Annotated in this window: 20 protein-coding genes; 16 read left to right on the top strand and 4 right to left on the bottom strand. The window is 53.6% G+C overall.

Annotation, left to right across the window (positions count from 1 at the left end; translation table 11 throughout):
• The first annotated feature begins 159 nt into the window (after nt 1-159).
• Nucleotides 160-2,010, top strand: coding sequence for a dihydroxy-acid dehydratase (gene ilvD / locus EC840_RS22905; RefSeq protein ID WP_112290317.1), 1,851 nt, complete (start codon nt 160-162; stop codon nt 2,008-2,010).
• 5 nt (nt 2,011-2,015) lie between these two features.
• Nucleotides 2,016-3,560 (top strand): threonine ammonia-lyase, biosynthetic, encoded by a 1,545-nt coding sequence (gene ilvA, locus EC840_RS22900; protein ID WP_120162810.1) that lies wholly within the window; start codon nt 2,016-2,018, stop codon nt 3,558-3,560.
• 48 nt (nt 3,561-3,608) lie between these two features.
• Here the strand turns inward: ilvA and ilvY are convergent, their stop codons facing one another.
• Nucleotides 3,609-4,490, bottom strand: a complete 882-nt coding sequence (ilvY, locus tag EC840_RS22895; protein ID WP_112290295.1) for an HTH-type transcriptional activator IlvY — start codon at nt 4,488-4,490, stop codon at nt 3,609-3,611.
• Between the two features lie 186 nt (nt 4,491-4,676).
• On the opposite strand from ilvY, the gene ilvC reads away from it, so the two are divergent.
• Complete coding sequence (gene ilvC, locus EC840_RS22890; RefSeq protein WP_056772344.1) at nt 4,677-6,152, top strand: ketol-acid reductoisomerase; 1,476 nt, start codon at nt 4,677-4,679, stop codon at nt 6,150-6,152.
• A gap of 104 nt (nt 6,153-6,256) precedes the next feature.
• Here the strand turns inward: ilvC and ppiC are convergent, their stop codons facing one another.
• Nucleotides 6,257-6,538 (bottom strand): peptidylprolyl isomerase PpiC, encoded by a 282-nt coding sequence (gene ppiC, locus EC840_RS22885; protein ID WP_015690589.1) that lies wholly within the window; start codon nt 6,536-6,538, stop codon nt 6,257-6,259.
• Nucleotides 6,539-6,713: 175 nt separating this feature from the next.
• Between ppiC and rep the strand changes: the two genes are divergently transcribed.
• The gene (rep, locus tag EC840_RS22880; RefSeq protein ID WP_132967177.1) at nt 6,714-8,738 is read left to right on the top strand and encodes a DNA helicase Rep; all 2,025 of its coding nucleotides are present in this window, start codon (nt 6,714-6,716) and stop codon (nt 8,736-8,738) included.
• 99 nt (nt 8,739-8,837) lie between these two features.
• On the opposite strand, the gene gppA is transcribed toward rep, so the two are convergent.
• On the bottom strand, nt 8,838-10,328 hold the full coding sequence (gene gppA / locus EC840_RS22875; RefSeq protein ID WP_112290299.1) for a guanosine-5'-triphosphate,3'-diphosphate diphosphatase: 1,491 nt from the start codon (nt 10,326-10,328) through the stop codon (nt 8,838-8,840).
• Nucleotides 10,329-10,334: 6 nt separating this feature from the next.
• Nucleotides 10,335-11,627, bottom strand: coding sequence for an ATP-dependent RNA helicase RhlB (rhlB, locus tag EC840_RS22870; RefSeq protein ID WP_112290300.1), 1,293 nt, complete (start codon nt 11,625-11,627; stop codon nt 10,335-10,337).
• 117 nt (nt 11,628-11,744) lie between these two features.
• Between rhlB and trxA the strand changes: the two genes are divergently transcribed.
• The 12 genes from trxA (at nt 11,745) to wecG (ending at nt 24,870) form a co-directional block, all read left to right on the top strand.
• The gene (gene trxA, locus EC840_RS22865) at nt 11,745-12,071 is read left to right on the top strand and encodes a thioredoxin TrxA (RefSeq protein ID WP_013577537.1); all 327 of its coding nucleotides are present in this window, start codon (nt 11,745-11,747) and stop codon (nt 12,069-12,071) included.
• Nucleotides 12,072-12,486: 415 nt separating this feature from the next.
• Nucleotides 12,487-13,746 (top strand): transcription termination factor Rho, encoded by a 1,260-nt coding sequence (rho, locus tag EC840_RS22860; protein WP_013577536.1) that lies wholly within the window; start codon nt 12,487-12,489, stop codon nt 13,744-13,746.
• Between the two features lie 288 nt (nt 13,747-14,034).
• Nucleotides 14,035-15,120, top strand: coding sequence for a UDP-N-acetylglucosamine--undecaprenyl-phosphate N-acetylglucosaminephosphotransferase (wecA, locus tag EC840_RS22855; protein ID WP_113878106.1), 1,086 nt, complete (start codon nt 14,035-14,037; stop codon nt 15,118-15,120).
• A gap of 44 nt (nt 15,121-15,164) precedes the next feature.
• Nucleotides 15,165-16,217: an ECA polysaccharide chain length modulation protein gene (gene wzzE, locus EC840_RS22850; protein ID WP_113878118.1), complete on the top strand. Its 1,053-nt coding sequence runs from the start codon at nt 15,165-15,167 to the stop codon at nt 16,215-16,217.
• Nucleotides 16,214-17,344 carry a UDP-N-acetylglucosamine 2-epimerase (non-hydrolyzing) gene (gene wecB, locus EC840_RS22845; RefSeq protein WP_129637836.1) on the top strand — a complete coding sequence of 377 codons (1,131 nt, stop codon included), beginning with the start codon at nt 16,214-16,216 and terminating at the stop codon, nt 17,342-17,344. The genes wzzE and wecB overlap by 4 nt, the downstream gene beginning before the upstream one ends.
• Complete coding sequence (gene wecC / locus EC840_RS22840) at nt 17,341-18,603, top strand: UDP-N-acetyl-D-mannosamine dehydrogenase (RefSeq protein ID WP_113878104.1); 1,263 nt, start codon at nt 17,341-17,343, stop codon at nt 18,601-18,603. Before wecB ends, wecC begins: the two co-directional genes overlap by 4 nt.
• Nucleotides 18,594-19,304, top strand: coding sequence for a dTDP-4-amino-4,6-dideoxy-D-galactose acyltransferase (gene rffC / locus EC840_RS22835; RefSeq protein WP_207914784.1), 711 nt, complete (start codon nt 18,594-18,596; stop codon nt 19,302-19,304). The genes wecC and rffC overlap by 10 nt, the downstream gene beginning before the upstream one ends.
• A gap of 4 nt (nt 19,305-19,308) precedes the next feature.
• Nucleotides 19,309-20,439 (top strand): dTDP-4-amino-4,6-dideoxygalactose transaminase, encoded by a 1,131-nt coding sequence (gene rffA / locus EC840_RS22830; RefSeq protein WP_129637839.1) that lies wholly within the window; start codon nt 19,309-19,311, stop codon nt 20,437-20,439.
• Between the two features lies 1 nt (nt 20,440).
• Nucleotides 20,441-21,691 carry a lipid III flippase WzxE gene (gene wzxE / locus EC840_RS22825; protein ID WP_132967173.1) on the top strand — a complete coding sequence of 417 codons (1,251 nt, stop codon included), beginning with the start codon at nt 20,441-20,443 and terminating at the stop codon, nt 21,689-21,691.
• Nucleotides 21,688-22,770: a TDP-N-acetylfucosamine:lipid II N-acetylfucosaminyltransferase gene (locus tag EC840_RS22820; protein WP_132967171.1), complete on the top strand. Its 1,083-nt coding sequence runs from the start codon at nt 21,688-21,690 to the stop codon at nt 22,768-22,770. The genes wzxE and EC840_RS22820 overlap by 4 nt, the downstream gene beginning before the upstream one ends.
• Nucleotides 22,767-24,146: an ECA oligosaccharide polymerase gene (gene wzyE, locus EC840_RS22815; protein ID WP_132967169.1), complete on the top strand. Its 1,380-nt coding sequence runs from the start codon at nt 22,767-22,769 to the stop codon at nt 24,144-24,146. The genes EC840_RS22820 and wzyE overlap by 4 nt, the downstream gene beginning before the upstream one ends.
• Entirely contained in the window at nt 24,130-24,870 is a 741-nt protein-coding gene (gene wecG / locus EC840_RS22810) for a lipopolysaccharide N-acetylmannosaminouronosyltransferase (RefSeq protein WP_132967167.1), read from the top strand. The genes wzyE and wecG overlap by 17 nt, the downstream gene beginning before the upstream one ends.
• The last annotated feature ends 142 nt before the right edge of the window (nt 24,871-25,012 follow it).

The following is a 25,012-nucleotide window of genomic DNA, read 5'->3' as shown; positions in this document are numbered from 1 at the left end:
TCACCCCGGTCACTTACCTGAGTAAGCTCCCGGGGATTCATTCAGTTGCCGCCTTGCTGCAACCCGAATGATTTAGGGTAATGATGAGGATAAATTAGAAATTCAGCAGGCAGCGATATCGTTGCCTGCTAAACAGAAATGATTTGGAGTGAACAGAGCATGCCTAAGTACCGTTCCCACACCACGACACATGGTCGCAACATGGCTGGCGCCCGCGCTTTATGGCGTGCCACCGGCATGACGGATAACGATTTCGGCAAACCGATTATTGCCGTCGTCAACTCATTCACCCAGTTCGTACCGGGCCACGTGCATTTGCGCGATCTGGGTAAACTGGTTGCCGAGCAAATCGAAGCGTCTGGCGGCGTGGCGAAAGAGTTCAACACTATCGCCGTGGATGACGGGATCGCCATGGGTCATGGCGGCATGCTGTATTCACTGCCTTCTCGCGAGCTGATCGCGGACTCCGTGGAATACATGGTTAACGCGCACTGTGCCGATGCCATGGTCTGTATTTCCAACTGCGACAAAATCACCCCGGGAATGCTGATGGCCTCACTGCGCCTGAACATTCCGGTGATCTTTGTTTCCGGTGGTCCGATGGAAGCCGGTAAAACCAAACTGTCAGACAAAATCATCAAACTCGATCTGGTCGATGCGATGATTCAGGGCGCAAACCCGAACGTCAGCGATGCCGACAGCGAACAAATCGAACGTTCTGCCTGTCCGACCTGCGGTTCCTGTTCCGGTATGTTTACCGCCAACTCGATGAACTGCCTGACCGAAGCGCTGGGTTTGTCTCAGCCGGGTAACGGTTCATTGCTGGCAACGCACGCTGATCGCCGCGATTTGTTCCTGAACGCCGGTCGCCGCATCGTTGAGCTGACCAAACGTTATTACGAAAAAGACGATGAAAGCGCATTGCCGCGCAACATCGCCAGCAAAGCTGCATTCGAAAATGCCATGATCCTGGATATCGCGATGGGCGGCTCGACTAACACCGTTCTTCACCTGCTGGCTGCCGCGCAGGAAGGCGAAATCGACTTCGACATGACCGACATCGACCGTCTGTCACGCAAAGTCCCGCACCTGTGTAAAGTTGCGCCGAGCACACAGAAATACCACATGGAAGACGTTCACCGTGCCGGTGGCGTGCTGGCTATTCTGGGCGAACTGGATCGCGCCAATCTCCTGAACCGCGACGTGAAAAACATTCTCGGCCTGACCCTGAACCAGACGCTGGATCAGTACGACATCATGCTGACCAAAGACGAAGCGGTGAAAAAAATGTTCCGCGCCGGTCCGGCAGGTATCCGTACTACCCAGGCGTTCTCACAGGATTGCCGCTGGGATACGCTCGATGACGACCGCGCCGAAGGCTGTATCCGTTCTCTGGAACATGCTTTCAGTAAAGACGGCGGTCTGGCCGTGCTTTACGGCAACATCGCCGAAGCGGGCAGCATCGTTAAAACCGCAGGCGTGGATGAATCCAACCTGACTTTCCGTGGTCCGGCCAAAGTTTACGAAAGCCAGGATGATGCCGTTTCCGCGATCCTCGGCGGCAAAGTGGTTTCCGGCGACGTGGTAGTTATCCGTTACGAAGGGCCGAAAGGCGGGCCGGGCATGCAGGAAATGCTGTATCCGACCACCTATCTGAAATCCATGGGGCTGGGCAAAGAGTGTGCGCTGATCACCGACGGTCGTTTCTCCGGCGGTACCTCCGGTCTGTCCATCGGCCACGTTTCTCCGGAAGCGGGCAGCGGCGGCCTGATTGCGCTGGTGGAAGATGGCGACATCATCGACATCGATATTCCAAACCGCAAAATGGTGCTGGACGTTCCTGCGGCGGAACTGGCAGCGCGTCACGAAGCCGAACTGGCGCGTGGCGACAAAGCCTGGACGCCGAAAAACCGTGAACGTGTGGTTTCTCTGGCGCTGCGTGCTTACGCATTGCTGGCAACCAGCGCGGACAAAGGCGCAGTACGCGACAAGTCTAAGCTGGGAGGCTGACAGTCATGGCGGTATCACAACCTCTACCCGACCAGCCGTGCGGCGCAGAATATCTGCGTGCCGTGCTGCGTGCGCCGGTTTATGAAGTCGCGCAGGTGACGCCTTTGCAGGTCATGGAAAAGATCTCTTCCCGGCTGGGTAATACCATTCTGGTGAAGAGGGAGGATCGTCAGGCCGTCCACAGTTTTAAACTGCGCGGTGCGTATTCGATGATTGCCAGCCTGACCGAAGAGCAGGCCGCACGCGGCGTCGTCACGGCGTCAGCGGGTAACCATGCGCAGGGCGTCGCATTGTCGGCAACCAAAAAAGGCATCAAATCTCTGATTGTGATGCCGGTAGCGACAGCCGATATCAAAGTGGATGCCGTGCGTAATTTCGGCGGCGAAGTGCTGCTGCATGGTGCGAATTTCGATGAGGCGAAAGCCAAAGCGATTACGCTATCGCAGGAACAGGGCATGACGTTTGTGCCACCGTTCGACCATCCGGCGGTGATCGCCGGACAGGGCACGCTGGCGATGGAACTGCTGCAACAGGATGCGCATCTCGATCGCGTATTCGTACCCGTCGGTGGCGGTGGTCTGGCAGCCGGTGTGGCGGTGCTTATCAAACAGCTGATGCCGCAGATTCAGGTGATCGGCGTTGAAGCCGAAGATTCAGCCTGTCTGCGCGCGGCAATGGACGCCGGTGAACCGGTGGATCTGGCGCGTGTCGGGTTGTTCGCAGAAGGCGTGGCGGTGAAGCGCATCGGCAACGAAACCTTCCGTCTGTGTCGCGAATATCTCGATGACGTGATCACTGTCGACAGCGATTCCATCTGCGCCGCAGTGAAAGATTTGTTCGAAGACGTGCGTGCAATTGCTGAACCTTCCGGCGCGCTGGCGCTGGCGGGGCTGAAGAAATACGTGCAGCAGCACAATATTCAGGGCGAGCGTCTGGCGCATGTGCTTTCCGGCGCGAACGTGAATTTCCACGGTCTGCGTTATGTGTCAGAACGCTGCGAGCTGGGCGAGCAACGCGAAGCGCTGCTGGCGGTGACCATTCCTGAGCGCAAAGGCAGCTTCCTGAAATTCTGTCAGCTGCTGGGTGGCCGTTCGGTGACGGAGTTTAACTACCGTTATGCCGATGCGGACAACGCCTGCATTTTTGTGGGTGTGCGTCTGACGCGCGGGCATGCAGAGCGTCAGGAAATCATCGACGAACTGAATCACGACGGTTATCAGGTTGTGGATTTGTCCGACGATGAAATGGCGAAACTTCACGTGCGTTACATGGTGGGCGGGCGTCCGACCAAGCCTCTGCGCGAGCGGCTTTACAGCTTTGAATTCCCGGAATCTCCGGGTGCCTTGCTGAAATTCCTGCACACGCTGGGCACGCACTGGAATATTTCGCTGTTCCATTACCGCAGCCATGGCACCGATTTTGGTCGCGTGCTGGCGGCGTTTGAGCTGAACGAAGAAGAGCCAGAGTTCGAACAGAACCTGTCGGCGCTGGGCTATGACTGTCACAACGAAAGTGATAATCCGGCGTTCCGCTTCTTTTTAGCGGGCTAGACTCAGAGGGGCACCTGAAAAGTGCCCCTTTTTTTATCCGGCGATTGCTCAGAGTAACTGCCAGAACGCGTCGATCAGCGGTTCGTTCAGACGTTTTTTCTGCACGCAGACGCCCAGCTCCAGCGGTGCGCCGAGCGTGACGTTATCCAGAACAGAAATACGGTTGCGTACCGGCTCCGGACTGTTATCGACCACCACCGACGGAATAAGCGCAATCCCGCAACCGAGCGCGACCATCGACACAATGGCTTCGTGGCCGGACACCGTGGCGTAAATCTGGGGATTGCTCAGGCGGTTGCGTTTGAACCAGATGTCGATACGTTTTCTCGCGGGGCCGTGTTCCGGCAGGATGAACGGAATTTGTGACCAGTCCGGATGTGGCTCGCTGACTTGCGTACGCACCGCGCAAGGCAGCGAAGGGGAAATCAGGATCATCGGGATTTCGCCGATCTGCGTGAAATCGACGCTGCCCGGTAAACTTTCCGGACGACCTGCAATCGCCAGATCCGCTTCTGTGGACTGGACTTTTTCAACCGCATCCGCGGCGTCGCCGGTGGTCAGTTTGATTTCGACCAGCGGATGCTGCGCACGGAAACGGTCAAGGATCGGCGGTAAATGGCTGTAGGCGGCGGTGACTGAGCAGAACAGGTGCAGTTCGCCGCTCAGCGTCGGGCCATGCTGATCCAACCCGCTGCGCAGTTGCTGGTAATGCAGCAGCGTCTGCTGGGCAAAGTTTTTGAGTTGTTCGCCTGCACTTGTCAGTTGTACGGTGCGGTTATCTCGCTGAAATAACGGCTGGCCGAGTTCTTCCTCCAGCCGCTGGATCTGGCGCGATAACGTGGACGGGCTGACATGCATCGCCTTCGACGAACGCCCGAAATGGCGGCTTTCCGCCAGATGTAAAAACAGTTTCAGATCACGTAAGTCCATAAAGAATGTCCGGCTCTTTGGCGTTAAAGATGACTGATTGAGAGTATTGCATAATCTGCAACGTCATCTTCGTAATATATCAATTTAAGCAATGTGTCACATGACATATAGTGAATTCACGGCGTTCACCAGCTCACCGGTGAAACAAAAAATAACAGCACTTACCTCGATAGAACGGAGCAACACATGGCTAACTATTTCAACACACTGAACCTGCGTCAGCAGCTGGCACAACTGGGCAAATGCCGCTTCATGGGTCGCGATGAATTCGCGGACGAAGCCAGCTATCTCAAAGGTAAAAAAGTGGTGATTGTAGGCTGTGGCGCACAGGGCCTGAACCAGGGTCTGAACATGCGTGATTCCGGTCTGGATGTGTCTTACACCCTGCGTGCAGAAGCCATTGCTGAGAAGCGTGCTTCATGGCGTAAAGCGACCGAAAACGGCTTTAAAGTCGGCACCTACGAAGAACTGATCCCGCAAGCGGATCTGGTGGTTAACCTGACGCCAGACAAACAGCACAGCGCGGTGGTTAAAGCGGTTCAGCCTCTGATGAAAGACGGCGCAACGCTGGGCTATTCCCATGGTTTCAACATCGTTGAAGTGGGCGAGCAAATCCGTAAAGACATCACCGTAGTGATGGTTGCGCCGAAATGCCCGGGCACCGAAGTGCGTGAAGAATACAAACGTGGTTTCGGTGTACCAACACTGATCGCGGTTCATCCGGAAAACGACCCGAAAGGCGAAGGCATGGCGATTGCTAAGGCCTGGGCAGCAGCTACCGGCGGCCACCGTGCGGGCGTTCTGCAGTCTTCTTTCGTAGCCGAAGTGAAATCTGACCTGATGGGCGAGCAGACTATCCTGTGCGGTATGTTGCAGGCGGGTTCTCTGCTGTGCTTCGACAAACTGGTTGCTGACGGTGTTGATGAAGCGTACGCAGAAAAACTGCTGCAGTTCGGCTGGGAAACCATCACCGAAGCGCTGAAACAAGGCGGTATCACGCTGATGATGGATCGTCTGTCTAACCCGGCGAAACTGCGTGCTTATGCGCTGTCCGAACAACTGAAAGAGATCATGGCGCCACTGTTCCAGAAACACATGGACGACATCATCTCCGGCGAATTCTCCAGCGGCATGATGGCTGACTGGGCGAACGACGACAAAAACCTGCTGACCTGGCGTGAAGAAACGGGCGCAACTGCGTTCGAAAACGCACCACAGTTCGACGGTAAAATTTCCGAGCAGGAATACTTCGACCACGGTGTTGTGATGATTGCGATGGTGAAAGCGGGCGTTGAGCTGGCCTTCGAAACCATGGTGGCTTCCGGCATCATCGAAGAATCGGCTTACTACGAATCACTGCACGAACTGCCGCTGATCGCCAACACCGTTGCGCGTAAGCGTCTGTACGAAATGAACGTGGTTATCTCTGATACCGCTGAATACGGTAACTACCTGTTCGCTAACGCTGCCGTGCCGTTGCTGAAAGAGTTCATGACCACGCTGCAGGCGGGCGATTTGGGCAAATCTGTGGCTGAAACGCAGGTTGATAACGCGCAGCTGCGTGATGTTAACGAAGCCATTCGCAACCACCCGATTGAGTCTATCGGCCGTACTCTGCGTGGCTATATGACCGATATGAAGCGTATCGCCGTCGCGAGTTAAGATTTTCCTGCAACTCGAATTATTTAGGGTTTTCGGAAGATAAATAAAAAGGGCACTGCATGAAAATGCGGTGCCCTTTCTTTTGGTTCTGGCTGAAGCAAAACTTAGTTGCGGTACAAAATCTTAATGATGTGGTAACCGAACTGAGTGTGCAGCGGGCCTTGTGGCTCGATCAGTGGTGCTGAGAAAACCACTTTATCGAAAGCCGGCACCATTGCGCCTTGCTTGAATTCACCTAAATGGCCGCCTTTCTTACCTGACGGGCAGGTAGAATGCTTCTTAGCCAGTTTCTCAAAATCGCCACCGTTCTTCAGTTGTTCCAGAAGATCAAGCGCCTGTGCTTCTTCCTTTACCAGGATGTGCATTGCTGCGGCAGTTTTTGCCATGATAAGACCTTTTTTGCGAGAGTGTTTCCAGACGCGTAATGTAACATCTGAAACGGCGCGGGGGGAATCCGGCCTGCGTTCCGGGATAAGAAATTGCGCTGTAAAGCCAGTCAATCTCAGCCGACGTTTCTGCTACAATCGCCGTCCTTGTCTATCAGGTGAGCAAAAATACGCCATGCGATTAAACCCCAGCCAACAAAACGCCGTCGAATTCGTCACCGGACCCTGCCTGGTTCTGGCGGGGGCTGGCTCCGGCAAAACCCGGGTCATTACCAATAAAATCGCACACCTGATCCGTGAATGTGGTTATCAGGCACGTCACATCGCGGCCGTCACCTTTACCAATAAAGCCGCACGCGAAATGAAAGAGCGTGTCGGACAAACCCTCGGGCGCAAAGAGGCGCGGGGCTTGCTGATTGCCACCTTCCATACGCTCGGGCTGGAGATCATCAAACGCGAATTTGCCGCGCTGGGCATGAAATCTAACTTCTCTTTATTTGATGATCAGGACCAGCTGGCGCTGCTCAAAGAACTGAGCGAGAAATGGCTGGAGAACGATAAAACGTTATTGCAGCAACTGGTATCGACGATCTCCAACTGGAAAAACGATCTGGTTGATCCTTCTCATGCCGCCGGTCTGGCGCGATCGGAACGCGATCAGATCTTCGCGCACTGCTACAGCCTTTATCACGACCATATGCGTGCCTGTAATATTCTCGATTTCGACGACCTGATCCTGCTGCCGACGCTGTTGCTGCAAAGTAATGAAGAAGTGCGTGAGCGCTGGCAGAACAAGCTGCGTTATCTGCTGGTCGATGAATATCAGGACACCAACACCAGCCAGTACATGATGGTGAAACTGCTGGTCGGCAACCGCGCACGCTTTACGGTGGTAGGCGACGATGACCAGTCGATTTACTCCTGGCGTGGCGCACGGCCGCAAAACCTGGTGCTGCTGAAAGAAGATTTCCCGCAGTTGCAGGTCGTCAAGTTGGAACAGAACTATCGTTCCACCCAGCGTATTCTGAAAGCTGCCAACATTCTGATCGCCAATAACCCGCATGTGTTCGAGAAGCGTCTGTTCTCTGAACTGGCTTATGGCGAGTCACTGAAAGTGGTGACAGCGAATAATGAAGACCATGAGGCGGAACGCGTCGTGGGTGAGCTGATCGCTCATCACTTCATCAATAAAACAGCGTATGGCGATTACGCAATTTTATACCGCGGTAATCACCAGTCGCGCCTGTTTGAAAAAATGCTGATGCAGAACCGCATTCCGTACCGTATTTCCGGCGGCACTTCCTTCTTCTCCCGACCGGAGATTAAAGACCTGCTGGCCTATCTGCGTGTGCTGACCAATCCCGATGACGACAGCGCTTTCCTGCGTATCGTTAACACGCCACGCCGTGAAATCGGTGCGGCTACGTTGCAGAAACTGGGGGAGTGGGCGAATCAGCGTAACAAAGGATTGTTCAAAGCCAGTTTTGATATGGGACTGAGTCAGTCTCTGACCGGTCGTGGCCTGGAATCCCTGCAACGTTTCACGCACTGGATGGGCAATATTTCCGAGCTGGCAGAACGTGAACCGGTCGCTGCCGTCAGGGATTTGATCCACGGCGTTGATTACGAAAGCTGGCTGTTCGAAACCTCGCCGAGTCCGAAAGCGGCAGAAATGCGCATGAAAAACGTCAATCAGCTGTTCAGCTGGATGACAGAAATGCTGGAAGGCACCGATCTGGATGAGCCGATGACGCTCACTCAGGTGGTCACGCGCTTTACGCTGCGCGACATGATGGAACGTGGCGAGAATGATGAAGAGCTGGATCAGGTTCAGCTGATGACGCTGCACGCCTCAAAAGGGCTGGAGTTCCCGTATGTCTATCTGGTCGGCATGGAAGAAGGGCTGTTGCCGCATCAGAGCAGTATTGACGAAGATAACGTGGATGAAGAGCGGCGTCTGGCGTATGTGGGCATTACCCGTGCGCAGAAAGAGCTGACGTTTACCCTTTGCCGCGAGCGCCGCCAGTACGGCGAGCTGATCCGCCCGGAACCGAGCCGCTTCCTGATGGAATTACCGCAGGACGATCTGGCGTGGGAAAGTGAACGTAAGGTGGTCAGCGCCCAGGAACGCATGGTGAAAGGGCAAAGCCATCTGGAGAAAATTCGCGAACAGCTGGCGAAAGCCAAGGGCGGCAATTAGTCGTCAGACTTTAATTATCAGATCTTAAACATGAACCACAAAAAAGCAGAGGCTGATCGCTCAGGTCTCTGCTTTTTTTCATGATTTTCAAATGAACGTTTACTGTTCTTCGATAAACATCGGCCAGTGGACATAACTCTGCCAGTGGCTTTCCTGTTCTAACTCTTCAGCGCGCAACGGATGCTGTTCCAGCCAGCCCTGCGGCACAATCACACTCAGCTCATCATCATTGGCGCGTAAACGCACCGCAGGCAATGTGTCGTCGCGGCGGCGGCTGGCAAAGATAATCGCCAGTCGCATAATGCGGCAAAGACGCTGAGCCTGACGCGGCGGTACAGCGTTTTGCTCATTCAGCAGCGGTAAATCCAGCGTGCCATTCTGATTTTGCAAAAGCGTCGCCAGCAGCTTTTTCTGCGCAGGCGTGAAGCCCGGCAAATCCAGATGACGAATAAGATACGCGGCGTGATGCGGCGCTTTTTTGAAATCGACACTCAGTCCGATTTCGTGGATCAGGCAAGCGCTGTTGAGTAAGTCTCGGGCGCGGGCATCCAGTTTCCATTCCTGAGCCACCTGCAGCGAGAAATTCTCTGCCAGCTGAGCGACGCGTTCGGCCTGTTCATTATCGAGCAGGTAACGGCGTTGCAGATTTCGCAGCGTACGCTGGCGGATATCCTGTTCAATCGGCAAATGCAGCATGCCGTAAACCAGGCCTTCACGCAGCGCACCGCCAGCGAGTGTCATGGTTTCGATATTCAGCGTTTTGAAAATGGCGATCAGAATGGACAGTCCGCTGGGGAAAACCAGCGCACGTTCAAGAGTCAGGCCTTCAATCTCCAGCTCTTCCAGTTTGCCGCACTGTATGGCGCGCTGTTTGAGTTGCTGAAGTTTAGGCAACGTGATGCGTTCATCCATGCCCTGAGCGACCATGATTTCCTGCAATGCCTGCACGGTTCCGGAAGCCCCGACGCAAATCTGCCAGCCATTGGCAATCAGCTCAGGTGCCACAGGCAGGATCATGTCGATCGCGGCCTGTTCAGCCTGGTCGAAGTTTTCTTTGGCCAGATTGCGGTCAGCAAAATAACGCTCAAGCCAGGTCACACAGCCCATGGAAAGACTGAACAACGTGGTGGCCTGCGCGCCAACACCGGTGACCAGCTCTGTGCTGCCGCCACCAATATCAACCACCAGACGCTTATCCGGGCCGCCCGTCGTATGGGCAACGCCGTGATAAATCAGACGCGCTTCTTCTTCACCGGTGATGACCTGAATCGGACAGCCAAGGATTTCCTGCGCTTTACCCAGAAATTCGTCGGCATTACTGGCAAGCCGCAGCGTTGCGGTAGCAACGACGCGGATTTGGTCGCGGGGGATATCCTGTAATCTTTCAGAAAATAGCTTCAGGCATTGCCATCCGCGCTGCATCGCATCCTGAGAAAGCAGGTTTTGCTTATCCAGACCGGCTGCCAGACGCACTTTGCGTTTAATTCTGGCGAGGGTCTGGATACTGCCTGCCACCTCACGAACAACCAGCATGTGAAAGCTGTTAGAGCCCAGATCAATCGCTGCATACAGTGAGGTGGAGCTTAGCATAGGTTATCAGCCCGGACGTTTACGGTTGCTACGTGGTGCACTGCTGCGACGTGAAGACGAATTGCTGTTGCGACGCGGGCCGTTACCGGTACGCGAGCGGGCAAGACGTTTTGCAGGAGGCAAATCAGTTAACAGCGCATCGCTGTTGTATTTACTGACCGGAATGCTGTGGCCGGTGTACGTTTCAATCGCCGGCAGATTCAGGGCATATTCTTCACAGGCCAGGCTGATGGAATGACCGCTCAGTCCCGCGCGACCGGTACGGCCAATGCGGTGTACGTAGTCTTCACAGTCGTCAGGCAGGTCATAGTTAAAGACGTGCGTCACGGCAGGAATGTGCAAACCACGGGCAGCAACGTCAGTCGCCACCAGAATATCGATCGTGCCTTTGGTGAAATCTTCCAGAACGCGCAGACGTTTTTTCTGCGGAACGTCGCCGGTCAGCAAGCCAACGCGATGACCATCGGCAGCCAGATGGCCCCAGACGTCTTCACAGCGGTGTTTGGTGTTCGCGAAGATAATGCAACGGTCTGGCCATTCTTCTTCAATCAGCGTCTGTAACAGGCGCATTTTTTCTTCGTTTGAAGGATAGAACAGTTCTTCCTGAATACGGTGACCGGTTTTTTGTTCCGGTTCGATTTCAATCGACTCGGCATTGTTCATGTTTTCGAACGCCAGTTCTTTCACACGATAGGAAAGGGTTGCTGAGAACAGCATGTTCAGGCGTTGATTAGCAGGTGGCATCCGGCGGAACAACCAGCGGATATCTTTGATGAAGCCCAGATCGAACATGCGGTCTGCTTCATCCAGCACCACTACCTGGATTGCGCCCAGGTCGATATGGTTCTGTTTAGTGTAATCGATTAAACGGCCAGTGGTTCCAATCAGGATGTCCACGCCGCTCTCCAGCACTTTAAGCTGTTTGTCGTAACCGTCGCCGCCATAGGCCAGACCTAGTTTCAGTCCGGTAGATTCAGATAATGCTTCGGCGTCGGAGTGGATCTGCACCGCGAGTTCACGCGTAGGTGCCATGATCAAGGCACGCGGCTGGTTAGTCTGACGACCTTCCGCAGCAGGGTGAGAAAGCAGATAATGGAAAGTAGACGCTAGAAAAGCCAGCGTCTTGCCGGTACCGGTTTGCGCCTGACCTGCAACATCACGCCCAGCGAGCGTGATCGGCAATGCCAATGCCTGAATAGGCGTGCAGTAATGGAACCCTTTCTTTTCAAGGGCTTCTACTGCCAGCGGGTGCAGGGCGAAGTCGGAAAACTTCTGTTCGGTCAAGTGTGTTTTGCTCATAGTGTGGTAGAATATCAGCTAACTATTGCTTTACGAAAGCGTATCCGGTGAAATAAAGTCAACCTGATGTTGGTTAATGCTACATCAACAAGGTAAAGATAATCCTTTGGAGTAAACATGAGCGATAAAATTATTCACCTGACCGATGACAGTTTCGACAACGACGTATTGAAAGCCGAAGGGCTGGTGCTGGTCGATTTTTGGGCAGAGTGGTGCGGACCATGCAAAATGATCGCTCCAATTCTGGATGAAATTGCCACTGAGTTCGAAGGCAAGCTGACCATCGCGAAACTGAATATCGATGAAAACCCAGGTACTGCACCTAAATACGGCATCCGTGGTATTCCTACCCTGCTGTTATTTAAAGGCGGCGAAGTCGCAGCAACTAAAGTTGGCGCACTGTCGAAAGGTCAGCTGAAAGAGTTCTTAACAGCTAATCTGTAATAGGTCCGGATGACCCAAGCCAGGTGTTTAGCGGGCTGCCGTGTTTTTCACATTGTCCGCTAGACGCCTGTCAAGAAGCGTGCTAAGTTTACGCTTACTGCAAATAGAGCTTACCTGTAGTTTGATTCTTACGTTTTACTCTGTTGTGTCAAAAACATCTGCCTATAAAGTTTCTTTGAATAATAATTAAATTGAACTGGCACTGTGCTTGACCATCTAACGGTTTTGACAAAATCGGCTTTAAGACACCTTCAATATCAGCATTACCCCTCAAGAATCGCCCGCGTGCGACTGCCTGCGGCTGGATTTCTGGGCTGTTATTTAAGTGTCATACAATAAACAGGCATGGATGACCCTGCCATACCCATTCACGACAGATGTTCGAGACATACCCCGAGTTTAAGAACCCACCATTATGAATCTTACCGAATTAAAGAATACGCCGGTCTCTGACCTGATTGCACTCGGCGAAAATATGGGACTGGAAAACCAGGCCCGCATGCGCAAGCAAGACATTATCTTTTCAATATTGAAGCAGCATGCGAAAAGCGGAGAAGACATCTTCGGTGATGGCGTACTGGAGATATTGCAGGATGGATTTGGTTTCCTCCGCTCCGGAGACAGTTCCTACCTCGCAGGCCCCGACGACATCTACGTATCACCAAGCCAAATCCGCCGCTTCAACCTTCGCACTGGCGACACCATTTCCGGTAAAATTCGCCCACCTAAAGAAGGTGAACGTTATTTTGCCCTGTTGAAAGTTAACGAAGTTAACTACGACAAACCCGAAAACGCTCGCAGCAAAATCCTGTTCGAAAACTTAACCCCTCTGCATGCAAATTCACGTCTGCGTATGGAACGTGGTAACGGTTCAACAGAAGATTTGACCGCCCGCGTACTCGACTTAGCCTCTCCGATTGGCCGTGGCCAACGTGGTCTGATTGTTGCACCGCCGAAAGCCGGTAAAACCATGCTGCTGCAAAACATCGCGACCAGCATTGCGTACAACCATCCTGATTGCGTACTGATGGTTCTGCTGATTGACGAACGTCCGGAAGAAGTGACCGAGATGCAACGTCTGGTAAAAGGCGAAGTCATCGCTTCTACCTTTGACGAACCGGCATCCCGTCACGTTCAGGTAGCCGAAATGGTTATCGAGAAGGCGAAGCGTCTGGTTGAGCATAAGAAAGACGTGATCATTTTGCTGGACTCCATCACCCGTCTGGCGCGTGCCTACAACACCGTGGTTCCAGCGTCAGGTAAAGTCCTGACCGGTGGTGTGGACGCCAACGCCCTGCACCGTCCAAAACGTTTCTTCGGTGCTGCACGTAACGTGGAAGAGGGCGGAAGCCTGACCATCATCGCTACGGCGCTGGTCGATACCGGTTCTAAAATGGATGAAGTTATCTATGAAGAATTCAAAGGTACCGGCAACATGGAACTGCATCTGGCGCGTAAAATCGCTGAAAAACGTGTATTCCCTGCGATTGACTACAACCGCTCAGGTACCCGTAAAGAAGAGCTGCTGACCACGTCTGAAGAGCTGCAAAAAATGTGGATCCTGCGTAAAATCATTCATCCAATGGGTGAGATTGATGCGATGGAATTCCTCATTAACAAGCTCGCCATGACCAAAACCAATGACGACTTCTTCGACATGATGAAACGGTCGTAATTTGGTGTAAAACTCAGTCTAACGCCACGCTCAGTCGTGGCGTTTTTTGCTTTTGGTAGCTACCATAATGCTACTTTGGAAAGATGGTCAGACTATTAGGATAATAGCTGATGGTTTTTCACATGCCCTTTCTTTACTTTGTCGGTAGATTGCCCGAGAAATGGCAGCAGATAAGGTCTTGCCCGAGACAAAACCATAACTGTCACCATAGGATATGATTTAAGGCTGTGAGGTTTATGATGTTTTCTATCCCCCGCACCTTATTTTTGCAGAAGAGATCTCTTAACTGTGAATTTACTCAATATGAGTACTGAGCTAGCTGTTGTCTTCGTATTTTCATTCCTCTTTTTGTTCGTTGCCCGGAAGGTTGCGAATAAAATAGGACTCGTTGATAAACCCAATTTTCGTAAACGTCACCAGGGGTTGATCCCGCTGGTGGGCGGCATTTCTGTCTATGCAGGCGTTTGCTTTGCCTTTCTGATCACCAATTACACCATTCCACATGGCAAGCTTTATCTTGCCTGCGCCGGTTTGCTGGTGCTCGTCGGTGCGCTGGACGACCGTTACGATATCAGTGTCAAAACCCGTGCCATGGTTCAGGCCGTCGTCGCTATCGCGATGATGAGTTTCGCTAACCTCGATCTGCGCAGCCTCGGCCATCTGATTGGCCCGTGGGAAATGGTATTAGGTCCGTTTGGCTATCTCATCACACTGTTTGCCGTATGGGCCGCTATCAATGCCTTCAATATGGTCGATGGTATCGACGGATTACTGGGCGGCCTGTCTTGTGTCAGCTTCGGCTCATTAGGCATCATCATGTATGACAGCGGACATATGGAGCTGGCGCTCTGGTGCTTTGCGATGATTGCCGCCATCGTTCCTTATATTTTGCTCAATCTGGGTGTTTTGGGGCCGCGCTATAAAGTCTTTATGGGCGATGCGGGCAGCACGCTGATTGGTTTCACCGTGATTTGGATCCTTTTGCAAAGTACGCAAGGCGAATCCCATCCGATGAATCCGGTGACCGCGCTGTGGCTTATCGCCATTCCGCTGATGGACATGGTTGCCATCATGTACCGCCGCTTGCGCAAAGGAATGAGCCCGTTCTCTGCTGACCGCCAGCACATTCATCATTTGATCATGCGGGCAGGTTTTACTTCCCGGCAGGCCTTTGTTCTGATCACATTAGCGGCAGCGCTCCTCGCGGGCATCGGCGTGATTGGCGAGCACCTGAGTTTCGTCCCCGAATGGGTCATGCTGGCCTTATTTTTTGTTGCCTTCCTGTTGTATGGCATCTGCATCAAGCACGCCTGGCGTGTGGCGCGGTTTATTAAACGTATTAAAAGGCGTTTGCGCCGTTCCTCTAATCAATAATCACTCTCTTAAGCAGGGGCATACTGGCTGTGGATAAACCAGAAATGATCAGAAACCAGAACGAACACGACATCGAGAATGAACTCGATATTCGCGGCCTGTGCTGCACGCTATGGAACGGTAAATTCTGGATTGCTGGCCTGGCGATACTGTTTGCTTTGGTGGCACTGGGTTCGTCTTATCTGATGAAACAGGAGTGGAGTTCCACGGCGATTACTGACCGCCCGACAGTAAATAATCTGTCTTCCTATTTCTCCCAGGCGCAGTTCCTGCGCAATTTAGATATCCGTAATGCGCCGCAATCGGACGTTAACCGTCCGGCGATTTCTGATGAGGCGTATAACGAGTTTGTTATGCAGCTGGCAGCGTACGACACACGCCGCGATTTCTGGATGCAAAGTCCTTATTACAAGCAGCGTCAGGAGAATGACCCGCGTGCCGATGCCGTTCTGCTCGATGAACTGATCAACGACATTCAGTTTACGGCGCGTGATGCGGCAAAAGTGCCGAATGATATTGTTAAGCTGACAGCGGAAAACGCCATCGACGCCAATAAGCTGCTGCGTCAGTATGTTGATTTCGCCAGTCATCGCGCGGCACAGCATTTATATGATGAACTGGAAGGCGCATGGGCGGCTCGTACACAGTCCATGAAAGCCCAGGTGAAGCGTCAGGAAGCCGTGGCGCAGGCTGTTTTCGCCCGCACGACGAACACCACTGAACAGGCACTTAAGATAGCTCAGCAGCAAAATATCAATAAAAGCGTGACCGATACGCCTGCCGAAGAACTGCCGAATTCCGATATGTTCCTGCTGGGCGTGCCGATGTTGAAAGCCCGTCTGGAATTATTGCAGGCTTCAGGTCCGGGGTTTGATCTTGATTACGACCAGAACCGCGCGATGCTTTCAACACTGAATGTCGGCCCTACGCTCACCGCGAAATTCCAGACCTATCGTTATCTGAGAACGCCGGAAGAGCCAGTAAAACGTGACAGTCCCCGCAGGGTATTACTGATGATTATGTGGGGCATTGTCGGTGGTCTTATCGGGGCTGGCGTGGCCCTGACTCGCCGTAAAAATAAGAGAAACACATTGTGAAAGTGTTGACGATTTTCGGCACCCGTCCGGAGGCCATTAAAATGGCCCCGCTGGTGCTCGCTTTGTCGCAGGATGCGGCATTTGAATCCAAAGTTTGTGTCACGGCCCAGCACCGTGAAATGCTCGACCAGGTATTACGCCTCTTTGAAATTACACCAGATTATGATCTTAACGTCATGAAACCGGGGCAGGGGCTGACGGAAATTACCAGCCGCATCCTGACCGGGCTGAAGCCTGTGCTGGATGAATTCCAGCCTGATGTTGTTCTGGTGCATGGCGACACGACGACGACATTGTCGGCTAGCCTTGCTGCGTTTTATCACCAGATCCCTGTCGGTCATATTGAGGCCGGATTGCGTACCGGCGATCTCTCTTCTCCCTGGCCGGAAGAAGGCAACCGTCTGCTGACCGGGCATCTGGCTAAGTGGCATTTCGCACCGACGGAAAACGCCCGCGCAAATTTGCAGCAGGAAAATATTGCTCCGCAGGGCATTTTTGTCACCGGCAATACCGTGATTGATGCGCTGCTGTGGGTGCGTGATCGCTTTAGCAGTGATGCGTCGCTGGCTCAGCAACTGGCGGATAGCTACCCGTTCCTTGATGCCGCTAAAAAACTGATTCTGGTCACCGGCCACCGTCGTGAAAGTTTCGGGGAAGGCTTTGAGCGCATCTGCTCGGCTTTAGCGGACATCGCCCGTCAGCATCCCGACGTACAAATCGTTTATCCGGTCCATCTCAATCCGAACGTCAGTGAACCGGTGAACCGCATTCTGCAAGGCATTGATAATATTGTTCTGATTGATCCGCAGGACTATCTGCCGTTTGTCTATCTGATGGATAAAGCGTATCTGATCCTCACCGATTCCGGTGGCGTGCAGGAAGAAGCACCGTCGCTGGGCAAGCCCGTGCTGGTGATGCGTGAAACTACCGAACGCCCGGAAGCGGTTGATGCCGGAACGGTGCGGCTGGTAGGGACAGATCCCGCTAAAATAGTAGAGGAAGTGAATCGCCTGCTGAACGATGAAAACGAATACAACAGCATGAGCCGGGCGCACAATCCTTACGGTGACGGGCATGCCTGTCGCCACATTCTTGACGCTTTGAAAAATCATTGGGTATCACAATGAGTTTTGACACTATTTCTGTTATTGGCCTGGGTTACATCGGTTTACCTACCGCCGCCGCTTTCGCCTCCCGTCAGAAAAAAGTGGTGGGTGTGGATATCAATCAGCACGCCGTGGAAACCATTAACCGCGGCGCTATCCATATTGTTGAGCCAGACCTTGATGTGCTGGTAAAGCGTGCGGTTGAAGACGGTTTCCTGCGCGCAACGACGCAGCCTGAACCGGCTGATGCGTTCCTGATTGCCGTACCGACGCCATTTAAGGGCGATCATTTGCCGGATATGAAATTCGTCGAATCTGCCGCCCGCTCGCTGGCGCCGGTTCTGAAAAAAGGCGATCTGATTATTCTGGAATCCACTTCACCGGTCGGTGCGACAGAGCAAATGGCGCAGTGGCTGGCAGAAGCCCGCCCTGATCTGAGCTTCCCTCAGCAGGCCGGCGAGCAATCTGATATCAACGTCGCCTACTGTCCTGAACGTGTTTTGCCTGGGCAGGTGATGGTTGAGCTGATTAAAAATGACCGCGTGATTGGCGGCATGACTTCGGTGTGTTCACAGCGTGCCAGCGACTTGTATAACATTTTCCTCGAAGGCGAATGTGTGATCACCCATTCCCGCACCGCTGAAATGTGCAAGCTGACCGAAAACAGTTTCCGTGACGTGAATATTGCCTTTGCGAACGAGCTGTCGCTGATTTGTGATGCGCAGGGGATTAACGTCTGGGAACTGATTAGTCTGGCGAACCGCCATCCGCGCGTGAATATTTTACAACCCGGTCCGGGTGTCGGCGGCCACTGTATCGCAGTTGATCCGTGGTTTATCGTGGCACAAAACCCTGAGCTGGCGCGCATGATCCGCACGGCGCGTGAAGTGAACGACAGCAAACCGCACTGGGTCGTTGACCGTGTGAAAGCGGCGCTGGCGGATTGCCTTACCGTGACCGGCAAGCGTGCTGCTGATATCAAAATCGCCTGCTTCGGGCTGGCTTTTAAACCGAATATTGACGATCTCCGCGAAAGTCCGGCAGTTGAAGTGACCCATCTGATTGCTGACTGGCATTCAGGTGAAACCTGGGCGGTTGAACCTAACGTGCATCAGCTTCCGGCGTCACTCGCGGACAAAGTCACGCTACAGCCTGTTGATCGTGCGCTGAAAGAAGCCGATCTGCTGGTGATGCTGGTCGATCATAAATCGTTTAAAGCGATCCCCGCCGATCAGATCCAGCAGTCCTGGATTGTGGATACCAAAGGCGTATGGCGATAAACCAGCCGTTTCGCGGCGTGCTTGAACCGCTGGTCTGGGAGAGTGAATTCTTCGGGCTGAAAAGCGCGCGACTGACACCGGACACCACAGCGACTGGCATCACGACACAGGCGCTGGATGACTATGCGCTGGTGCAGGTGAAAGTGGATGCGTCAGAAACGCACACGCTGGATGCGCTTTCGGCGCTGGGTTTCCGGCTGGCAGAAGGTGAAACGGACATTTGCGTGACGGTGACGCCGCAGGATAACGCGCTGGCGGCCGGGCGTCTGGCCATTCCGGAAGACATTGCCGGTGTGACCGCAATTGCCCGTCAGGCATTTCGCCTCAGTCGTTTTCGCGCACCCTGGTATCAGCCGGATGACAGCGCACGTTTTTACACGATGTGGGCAGAAAAAGCGGTTCTCGGCACCTTTGATCACCTTTGCCTGTGGGCAGACGATGAACAGGGCAACGAACTGGGTTTTGTCACGCTGCGACGTCTGTCCGAAGATGACGTAAGAATCGGCCTGCTGGCTGTCAGACCTGAGTGTCAGGGGCAGGGAGCGGGCAAAAAGTTAATGGTGGCTGCGAAAAAATGGTGTGCTGAACAGGGCGTGTCGCGATTGTATGTCGCCACCCAAACCGGCAATCTCGCGGCCTTGAATCTTTATCTCGCCAGCGGTGGCAAAGTCACCCGCACGGCGTACTGGTTGTACAGGTGAAACGATGATCCCTTTTAATGCGCCACCGATTGTGGGTACTGAAATTGATTTCATGCGCGAGGCAATGAGCAGCGGCAAACTGTGTGGCGATGGCGGATTTACCCTGCGCTGCCAGAAGTGGTTTGAACAACGTTTTAACTGCCCGAAAGTGTTGCTGACGCCATCCTGTACCGCTTCTCTGGAAATGGCGGCGTTATTGCTCGACATTCAGCCCGGCGACGAAGTGATCATGCCGAGCTTCACCTTTGTCTCGACCGCTAATGCGTTCGTACTGCGTGGAGCCAAAATCGTGTTTGTTGATGTCCGTCCGGACACCATGAATATCGATGAAACCCTGATTGAAGCGGCGATCACTGAGAAAACGAAAGTCATTGTTCCCGTGCATTACGCCGGTGTGGCTTGTGAAATGGACACCATTATGGCGCTGGCCGAAAAGCATCGTCTGTTTGTGGTGGAAGATGCGGCGCAGGGCGTGATGTCGACTTATAAAGGCAAAGCGCTGGGCACTATAGGTCATATCGGCTGTTTCAGTTTTCACGAAACCAAAAATTACACTGCGGGTGGCGAAGGCGGGGCAACGCTGATTAACGATCCGGCGCTGATTGACCGCGCTGAAATCATTCGCGAAAAAGGCACTAACCGCAGTCAGTTCTTCCGCGGGCAGGTGGATAAATACACCTGGCGTGATATCGGTTCCAGTTATCTGATGTCCGATTTACAGGCCGCGTATCTGTGGGGAAATCTCGATGCCGCTGAAAAGATTAACCAGCGCCGTCTGAGCATCTGGAATGAGTATTACGAAGCGTTGCAGGATCTGGCCGACGCTGGCCGCGTTCAGTTGCCTTCAGTTCCGCAAGATTGCGTGCAAAACGCCCACATGTTCTATGTCCGCCTGAACGATATCGAAGACCGCGACGCGTTTATTCGTCACATGAAAGCGGCGGATATCCTGACTGTATTCCATTACATCCCGCTGCACGCCTGTCCGGCGGGTGAAGATTTTGGTCGTTTCTCTGGTGTCGATCGTTTCACGACCAAAGAAAGTGAACGTCTGGTGCGACTGCCGTTGTTCTACAACATGACCGACGACACCCAGCGCACGGTGATTGCGGCCATGCTGCAATATTTCGCCTGATATGTCGCTGGCAAAAGCGTCCGTCTGGACCGCTGGTTCCACGCTGATAAAAATCGGTGCCGGGCTGCTGGTGGTGAAACTGCTGGCGGTGGCTTTCGGGCCTGATGGTGTGGGGCAGGCGGGGAATTTCCGCCAGCTGGTGACCGTGCTGGGCGTGCTTTCCGGTGCCGGCATTTTCAACGGCGTTACCAAATACGTCGCTGAACATCATGAAAACCCGGAGCGGTTACAAGCCGTTCTCGGCACGTCTTCCACCTTGATTTTAGGTTTCTCGACGGTGCTGGCGGCCGTGTTTCTGCTGGCCGCCGGACCGGTGAGTGTCGCGCTGTTCGGCCATGACCGCTATCAGGCAGTCGTCCGCTTTGTGGCTTTTATTCAGATGGGCATCGCCTACGCCAACTATTTTCAGGCCATCCTGAAAGGCTACCGTGATGCCATGGGCAACGCGCTGGCGGTGATCGGCGGCAGCCTGATCGGTCTTCTGGCCTATCTGCTGTGCTTTAAGCTGGGTGGCTACGAAGGCGCTCTGGCCGGGCTGGCGCTGGTGCCGGCGCTGGTGATCCTGCCTGCGGGCGGTATGTTGTGGTGGCGAAAATCCTTCCCGCTGCATTATTTAAAGCCGGGCTGGGATCGCTTTATCGCCAGCCATCTGGGCAAATTTACGCTGATGGCGCTGATCACCTCCGTTACCTTACCGGTGGCGTATGTGATGATGCGAAATCTGCTGGCGGAGCATTACAGCTGGAAAGATGTGGGGATATGGCAGGGTGTCAGCAGCATTTCCGATGCCTATTTACAGTTCATTACCGCCTCTTTCAGCGTGTATCTGTTACCGACGTTATCGCGCCTGACCGATAAACGCGATGTCACTCGCGAGATTGTGAAATCGCTGAAATTCGTTTTGCCTGCGGTGGCGGCGGTCAGTTTTACCGTCTGGCTGCTGCGCGACTTCGCTATCTGGCTGCTGTTTTCAAAACAATTTATCGCAATGCGAGATTTGTTCGCGTGGCAGCTGGTCGGTGATGTGCTGAAAGTCGGCTCGTATGTTTTTGGGTATCTGGTGATCGCCAGAGCGTCATTGCGCTTTTACGTGCTGACTGAAATCAGCCAGTTCGCGTTACTGACGGGATTCTCTCACTGGCTGATCCCGATACACGGTTCTCTTGGCGCTGCACAGGCCTATATGGCGACCTACATCGTCTATTTCACCCTGTGTTGCACCGTATTTGTTATCTATCGTAGACGAGCATGACAACGCTGATTCACGTTCTGGGATCTGACATTCCCCACCATAATGTCACCGTACTGCGCTTTTTTAATGATGTACTGGCCGAATGCGCGCCGGAAAAGCTGATTTGTCATTTTATGGTCGCGGCGGCGGATGCATCAGCGTTTGCTGAGTTCACGCGTCTGGATATTCGCGTTTATCCGGATAAAAAGACGCTGGCGGCGGCGGTGATTTCCCGTGCGCAGGAGCGGACACATCACTTTTTCTTCCACGGCCAGTTTAATCCGACACTTTGGCTGGCATTGCTGACCGGCAAAATTAAGGCGCGACAGGTCAGCTGGCATATCTGGGGCGCAGACCTTTATGAATCGGCAGGCGGTCTGAAATTCCGCCTGTTCTATCTGATGCGTCGTCTGGCGCAGGGCCGTATCGGGCATGTTTTCGCCACCCGCGGTGACCTGATCCACTTCCATCAGCGCCATCCCCGCGTGCCTTCTTCGTTGCTCTATTTCCCGACGCGGATGGATCCGGCGCTGACGCAGCCTGCGGATTTGCCCGAACCCGAAGGGCCGATGACGGTTCTTGTCGGTAACTCCGGCGATCGCACTAACCGGCATATTGAAGCGCTGCGTTCTTTGCATCAGCAGTTCGGTGCCGATATCCGGGTGATTATCCCGATGGGTTATCCGGTCAATAACCAGACTTATATTGAGCAGGTTCGTGCTGAAGCACTGAAACTGTTTGCGCCTGAACACGTTGAACTGATGACCGGCGCGATGGCGTTTGACGACTATCTCAACGTGCTACGCCGCTGTTCGCTGGGGTATTTTATTTTCGACCGCCAGCAGGGCATTGGGACGCAATGTCTGCTTATCCAGTTCGGCGTGCCGTTCGTCGTCAGCCGTCAGAATCCGTTCTGGCAGGATCTGGCTGAGCAGCATTTGCCGGTGCTGTTTTATGGTGATGCGCTGGATGCCAGAACGGTAGCCGAAGCACGCCGCCAGTTGCTGAGCGCCGACCGCCAAAATATCGCCTTTTTTAATCCGAATTACATCGCGGGCTGGCAGCAGGCCTTGCAGCTGGCGGCGGGAGACGCATCATGACGCTGACACAGCTCGGTGGCTTGTCACTGGTGTATGCGTTCTCGCTGCTGTTCATTCTGACGCTGACGTATAAAGAGTTTCGCCGTGTGCGCTTTAACTTCAACGTCTTGTTTTCGCTGCTCTATCTGCTGACGTTCTATTTCGGTTTTCCTCTGACTTGTCTGCTGGTTTTCCAGTTTGATGTGAAAGTGGTGCCGGTCGAAAACCTGTTGCAGGCCATGCTGGCCGCCACCTGTTTCTACGGCATTTATTACGTCAGCTATAAAACACGGCTGAAGGCAAAACGTGACGGGCCTTCACGCCCGCTGTTTACCATGAACCGGGTGGAAACCCATCTCACCTGGATGTTGCTGGCGCTGATTGCGGTGGTGACGGTTTCTATTTTCTTTGCGCATAACGGCTTTTTGCTGTTTAAGCTCAAGTCGTACAGCCAGATATTCTCCAGCGATGTGTCCGGCGTGGCGCTCAAGCGTTTCTTCTACTTCTTTATTCCGGCCATGCTGGTGGTCTTTTTCCTAAAACCTGACATGCGCCGCTGGCTGTTTTTCCTTGCCAGCACGGTGGCGTTTGGCTTCCTGACGTATGTCATCGTCGGCGGAACCCGCGCCAATATCATTATCGCGTTCGCCCTGTTTCTGTTTATCGGCATTGTTCGTGGCTGGATCAGCTTATGGATGCTGGTGGCGGCGGGCGTGCTGGGTATCGTCGGGATGTTCTGGCTGGCGCTGAAACGCTACGGTCTGAACGTCAGCGGTCCGGAAGCCATTTATACCTTCCTTTATCTGACGCGCGATACCTTTTCGCCGTGGGAGAATCTGGGGCTGTTGCTGCAAAACTACGACAAAATCAGTTTCCAGGGACTGGCTCCTATTGTGCGTGATTTCTACGTCTTTATCCCCGGCTGGCTCTGGCACGATCGCCCGGGCGTGGTGCTCAACTCGGCCAACTATTTCACCTGGGAAGTGCTGGATAACCATTCCGGTCTGGCGATTTCACCAACGCTGATCGGTTCGCTGGTGGTAATGGGCGGCGCGTGGTTTATCCCGCTGGGCGCTGTCGCCGTCGGTATGATCATCAAATGGTTCGACTGGTTGTACGAAAAAGGCAAAGCAGACACCAACCGCTACAAAGCCGCCATCCTGCAAAGTTTTTGCTTCGGTGCGGTCTTTAATATGATTGTGCTGGCCCGTGAAGGCGTGGATTCCTTCTTTTCGCGGGTGGTCTTCTTCTGTGTCGTTTTCGGCGCATGTCTGGTGGTGGCCAAATTGTTGTACTGGATGTTTGACGCCGCCGGGCTGATACGTGCCAAAATACCCCGCAGAAAAAACCTCATGGAGCCGCTGGCAGTAAGGAAGAGTCATGAATCTGGAGAATAACGTTCCGCAATACGATATCCGCGGGATCCGCCTTTGGGGCTTTCGTGATATGGCGCATTTTCTCGATTACCTTTTTGCCGGTCACAAGGTGAAAACCGGTGCGCTGGTGGCGATAAATGCCGAGAAAGTGCTGACCGGCGAAAGTAATCCGGAAATGAGTGAGCTGATTGGCCGCGCCGAATACAAATATCCCGACGGTATCAGCATTGTGCGGGCCATCCGCCGTAAATACCCGCAGGCGCAGGTTTCCCGTATCGCCGGTGCCGATCTCTGGGAAGGCCTGATGGAGCGCGCCGGTCGTGAAGGAACGCCGGTCTTTTTGATCGGCGGCAAACCTGACGTTCTGGAACAAACGGAAGAAAAGCTGCGCACGCAGTGGAACGTCAATATTGTCGGCAGCCAGAATGGCTACTTTACGCCGGAGCAGCGTGGCTCGTTATTCGAACGCGTCAGAGGCAGCGGGGCAGCGATTGTGACGGTGGCGATGGGCTCGCCGAAACAGGAAATCCTGATGCGTGATTGTCGTCTGGTTCATCCGGATGCGCTCTATATGGGCATCGGAGGCACCTACGACGTTTTCACCGGCCACGTGAAACGGGCACCAAAAATCTGGCAAAACATGGGGCTGGAATGGCTCTATCGTCTTATTTTGCAGCCAAGCCGTTTGCGTCGTCAGCTCAAACTGCTCAAATTTGTGCGTTATTACTACACCGGTCGTCTGTAATGAATCCGCCGTTCTGAATCTTCAGGACGGCGCGTCACCTCTCATTTCTTCACTTCTCTTGCCTGTGTTTCCTGTCCGCTTTGCATATCAGTGCTTATCTTTCTCAATAGGCGTTTGCAACTCGTCGGAAAATACGGAACCA

The organism is Rahnella sp. JUb53, assembly GCF_004346065.1.
Taxonomy (GTDB): domain Bacteria; phylum Pseudomonadota; class Gammaproteobacteria; order Enterobacterales; family Enterobacteriaceae; genus Rahnella; species Rahnella variigena.
The sequence above is the reverse complement of the archived record's forward strand: the minus strand, read 5'-3'. Positions and strand labels throughout refer to the sequence as shown.

What these genes read in the sequence shown, in the direction of transcription:
- ilvD (WP_112290317.1), top strand. Translation starts at nt 160, where the DNA reads ATGCCTAAGTACCGTTCCCACACCACGACACATGGTCGCAACATGGCT.
- ilvA (WP_120162810.1), top strand. Translation starts at nt 2,016, where the DNA reads ATGGCGGTATCACAACCTCTACCCGACCAGCCGTGCGGCGCAGAATAT.
- ilvY (WP_112290295.1), bottom strand. Translation starts at nt 4,490, where the DNA reads ATGGACTTACGTGATCTGAAACTGTTTTTACATCTGGCGGAAAGCCGC.
- ilvC (WP_056772344.1), top strand. Translation starts at nt 4,677, where the DNA reads ATGGCTAACTATTTCAACACACTGAACCTGCGTCAGCAGCTGGCACAA.
- ppiC (WP_015690589.1), bottom strand. Translation starts at nt 6,538, where the DNA reads ATGGCAAAAACTGCCGCAGCAATGCACATCCTGGTAAAGGAAGAAGCA.
- rep (WP_132967177.1), top strand. Translation starts at nt 6,714, where the DNA reads ATGCGATTAAACCCCAGCCAACAAAACGCCGTCGAATTCGTCACCGGA.
- gppA (WP_112290299.1), bottom strand. Translation starts at nt 10,328, where the DNA reads ATGCTAAGCTCCACCTCACTGTATGCAGCGATTGATCTGGGCTCTAAC.
- rhlB (WP_112290300.1), bottom strand. Translation starts at nt 11,627, where the DNA reads ATGAGCAAAACACACTTGACCGAACAGAAGTTTTCCGACTTCGCCCTG.
- trxA (WP_013577537.1), top strand. Translation starts at nt 11,745, where the DNA reads ATGAGCGATAAAATTATTCACCTGACCGATGACAGTTTCGACAACGAC.
- rho (WP_013577536.1), top strand. Translation starts at nt 12,487, where the DNA reads ATGAATCTTACCGAATTAAAGAATACGCCGGTCTCTGACCTGATTGCA.
- wzzE (WP_113878118.1), top strand. Translation starts at nt 15,165, where the DNA reads ATGATCAGAAACCAGAACGAACACGACATCGAGAATGAACTCGATATT.
- wecC (WP_113878104.1), top strand. Translation starts at nt 17,341, where the DNA reads ATGAGTTTTGACACTATTTCTGTTATTGGCCTGGGTTACATCGGTTTA.
- rffC (WP_207914784.1), top strand. Translation starts at nt 18,594, where the DNA reads ATGGCGATAAACCAGCCGTTTCGCGGCGTGCTTGAACCGCTGGTCTGG.
- rffA (WP_129637839.1), top strand. Translation starts at nt 19,309, where the DNA reads ATGATCCCTTTTAATGCGCCACCGATTGTGGGTACTGAAATTGATTTC.
- wzxE (WP_132967173.1), top strand. Translation starts at nt 20,441, where the DNA reads ATGTCGCTGGCAAAAGCGTCCGTCTGGACCGCTGGTTCCACGCTGATA.
- EC840_RS22820 (WP_132967171.1), top strand. Translation starts at nt 21,688, where the DNA reads ATGACAACGCTGATTCACGTTCTGGGATCTGACATTCCCCACCATAAT.
- wzyE (WP_132967169.1), top strand. Translation starts at nt 22,767, where the DNA reads ATGACGCTGACACAGCTCGGTGGCTTGTCACTGGTGTATGCGTTCTCG.
- wecG (WP_132967167.1), top strand. Translation starts at nt 24,130, where the DNA reads ATGAATCTGGAGAATAACGTTCCGCAATACGATATCCGCGGGATCCGC.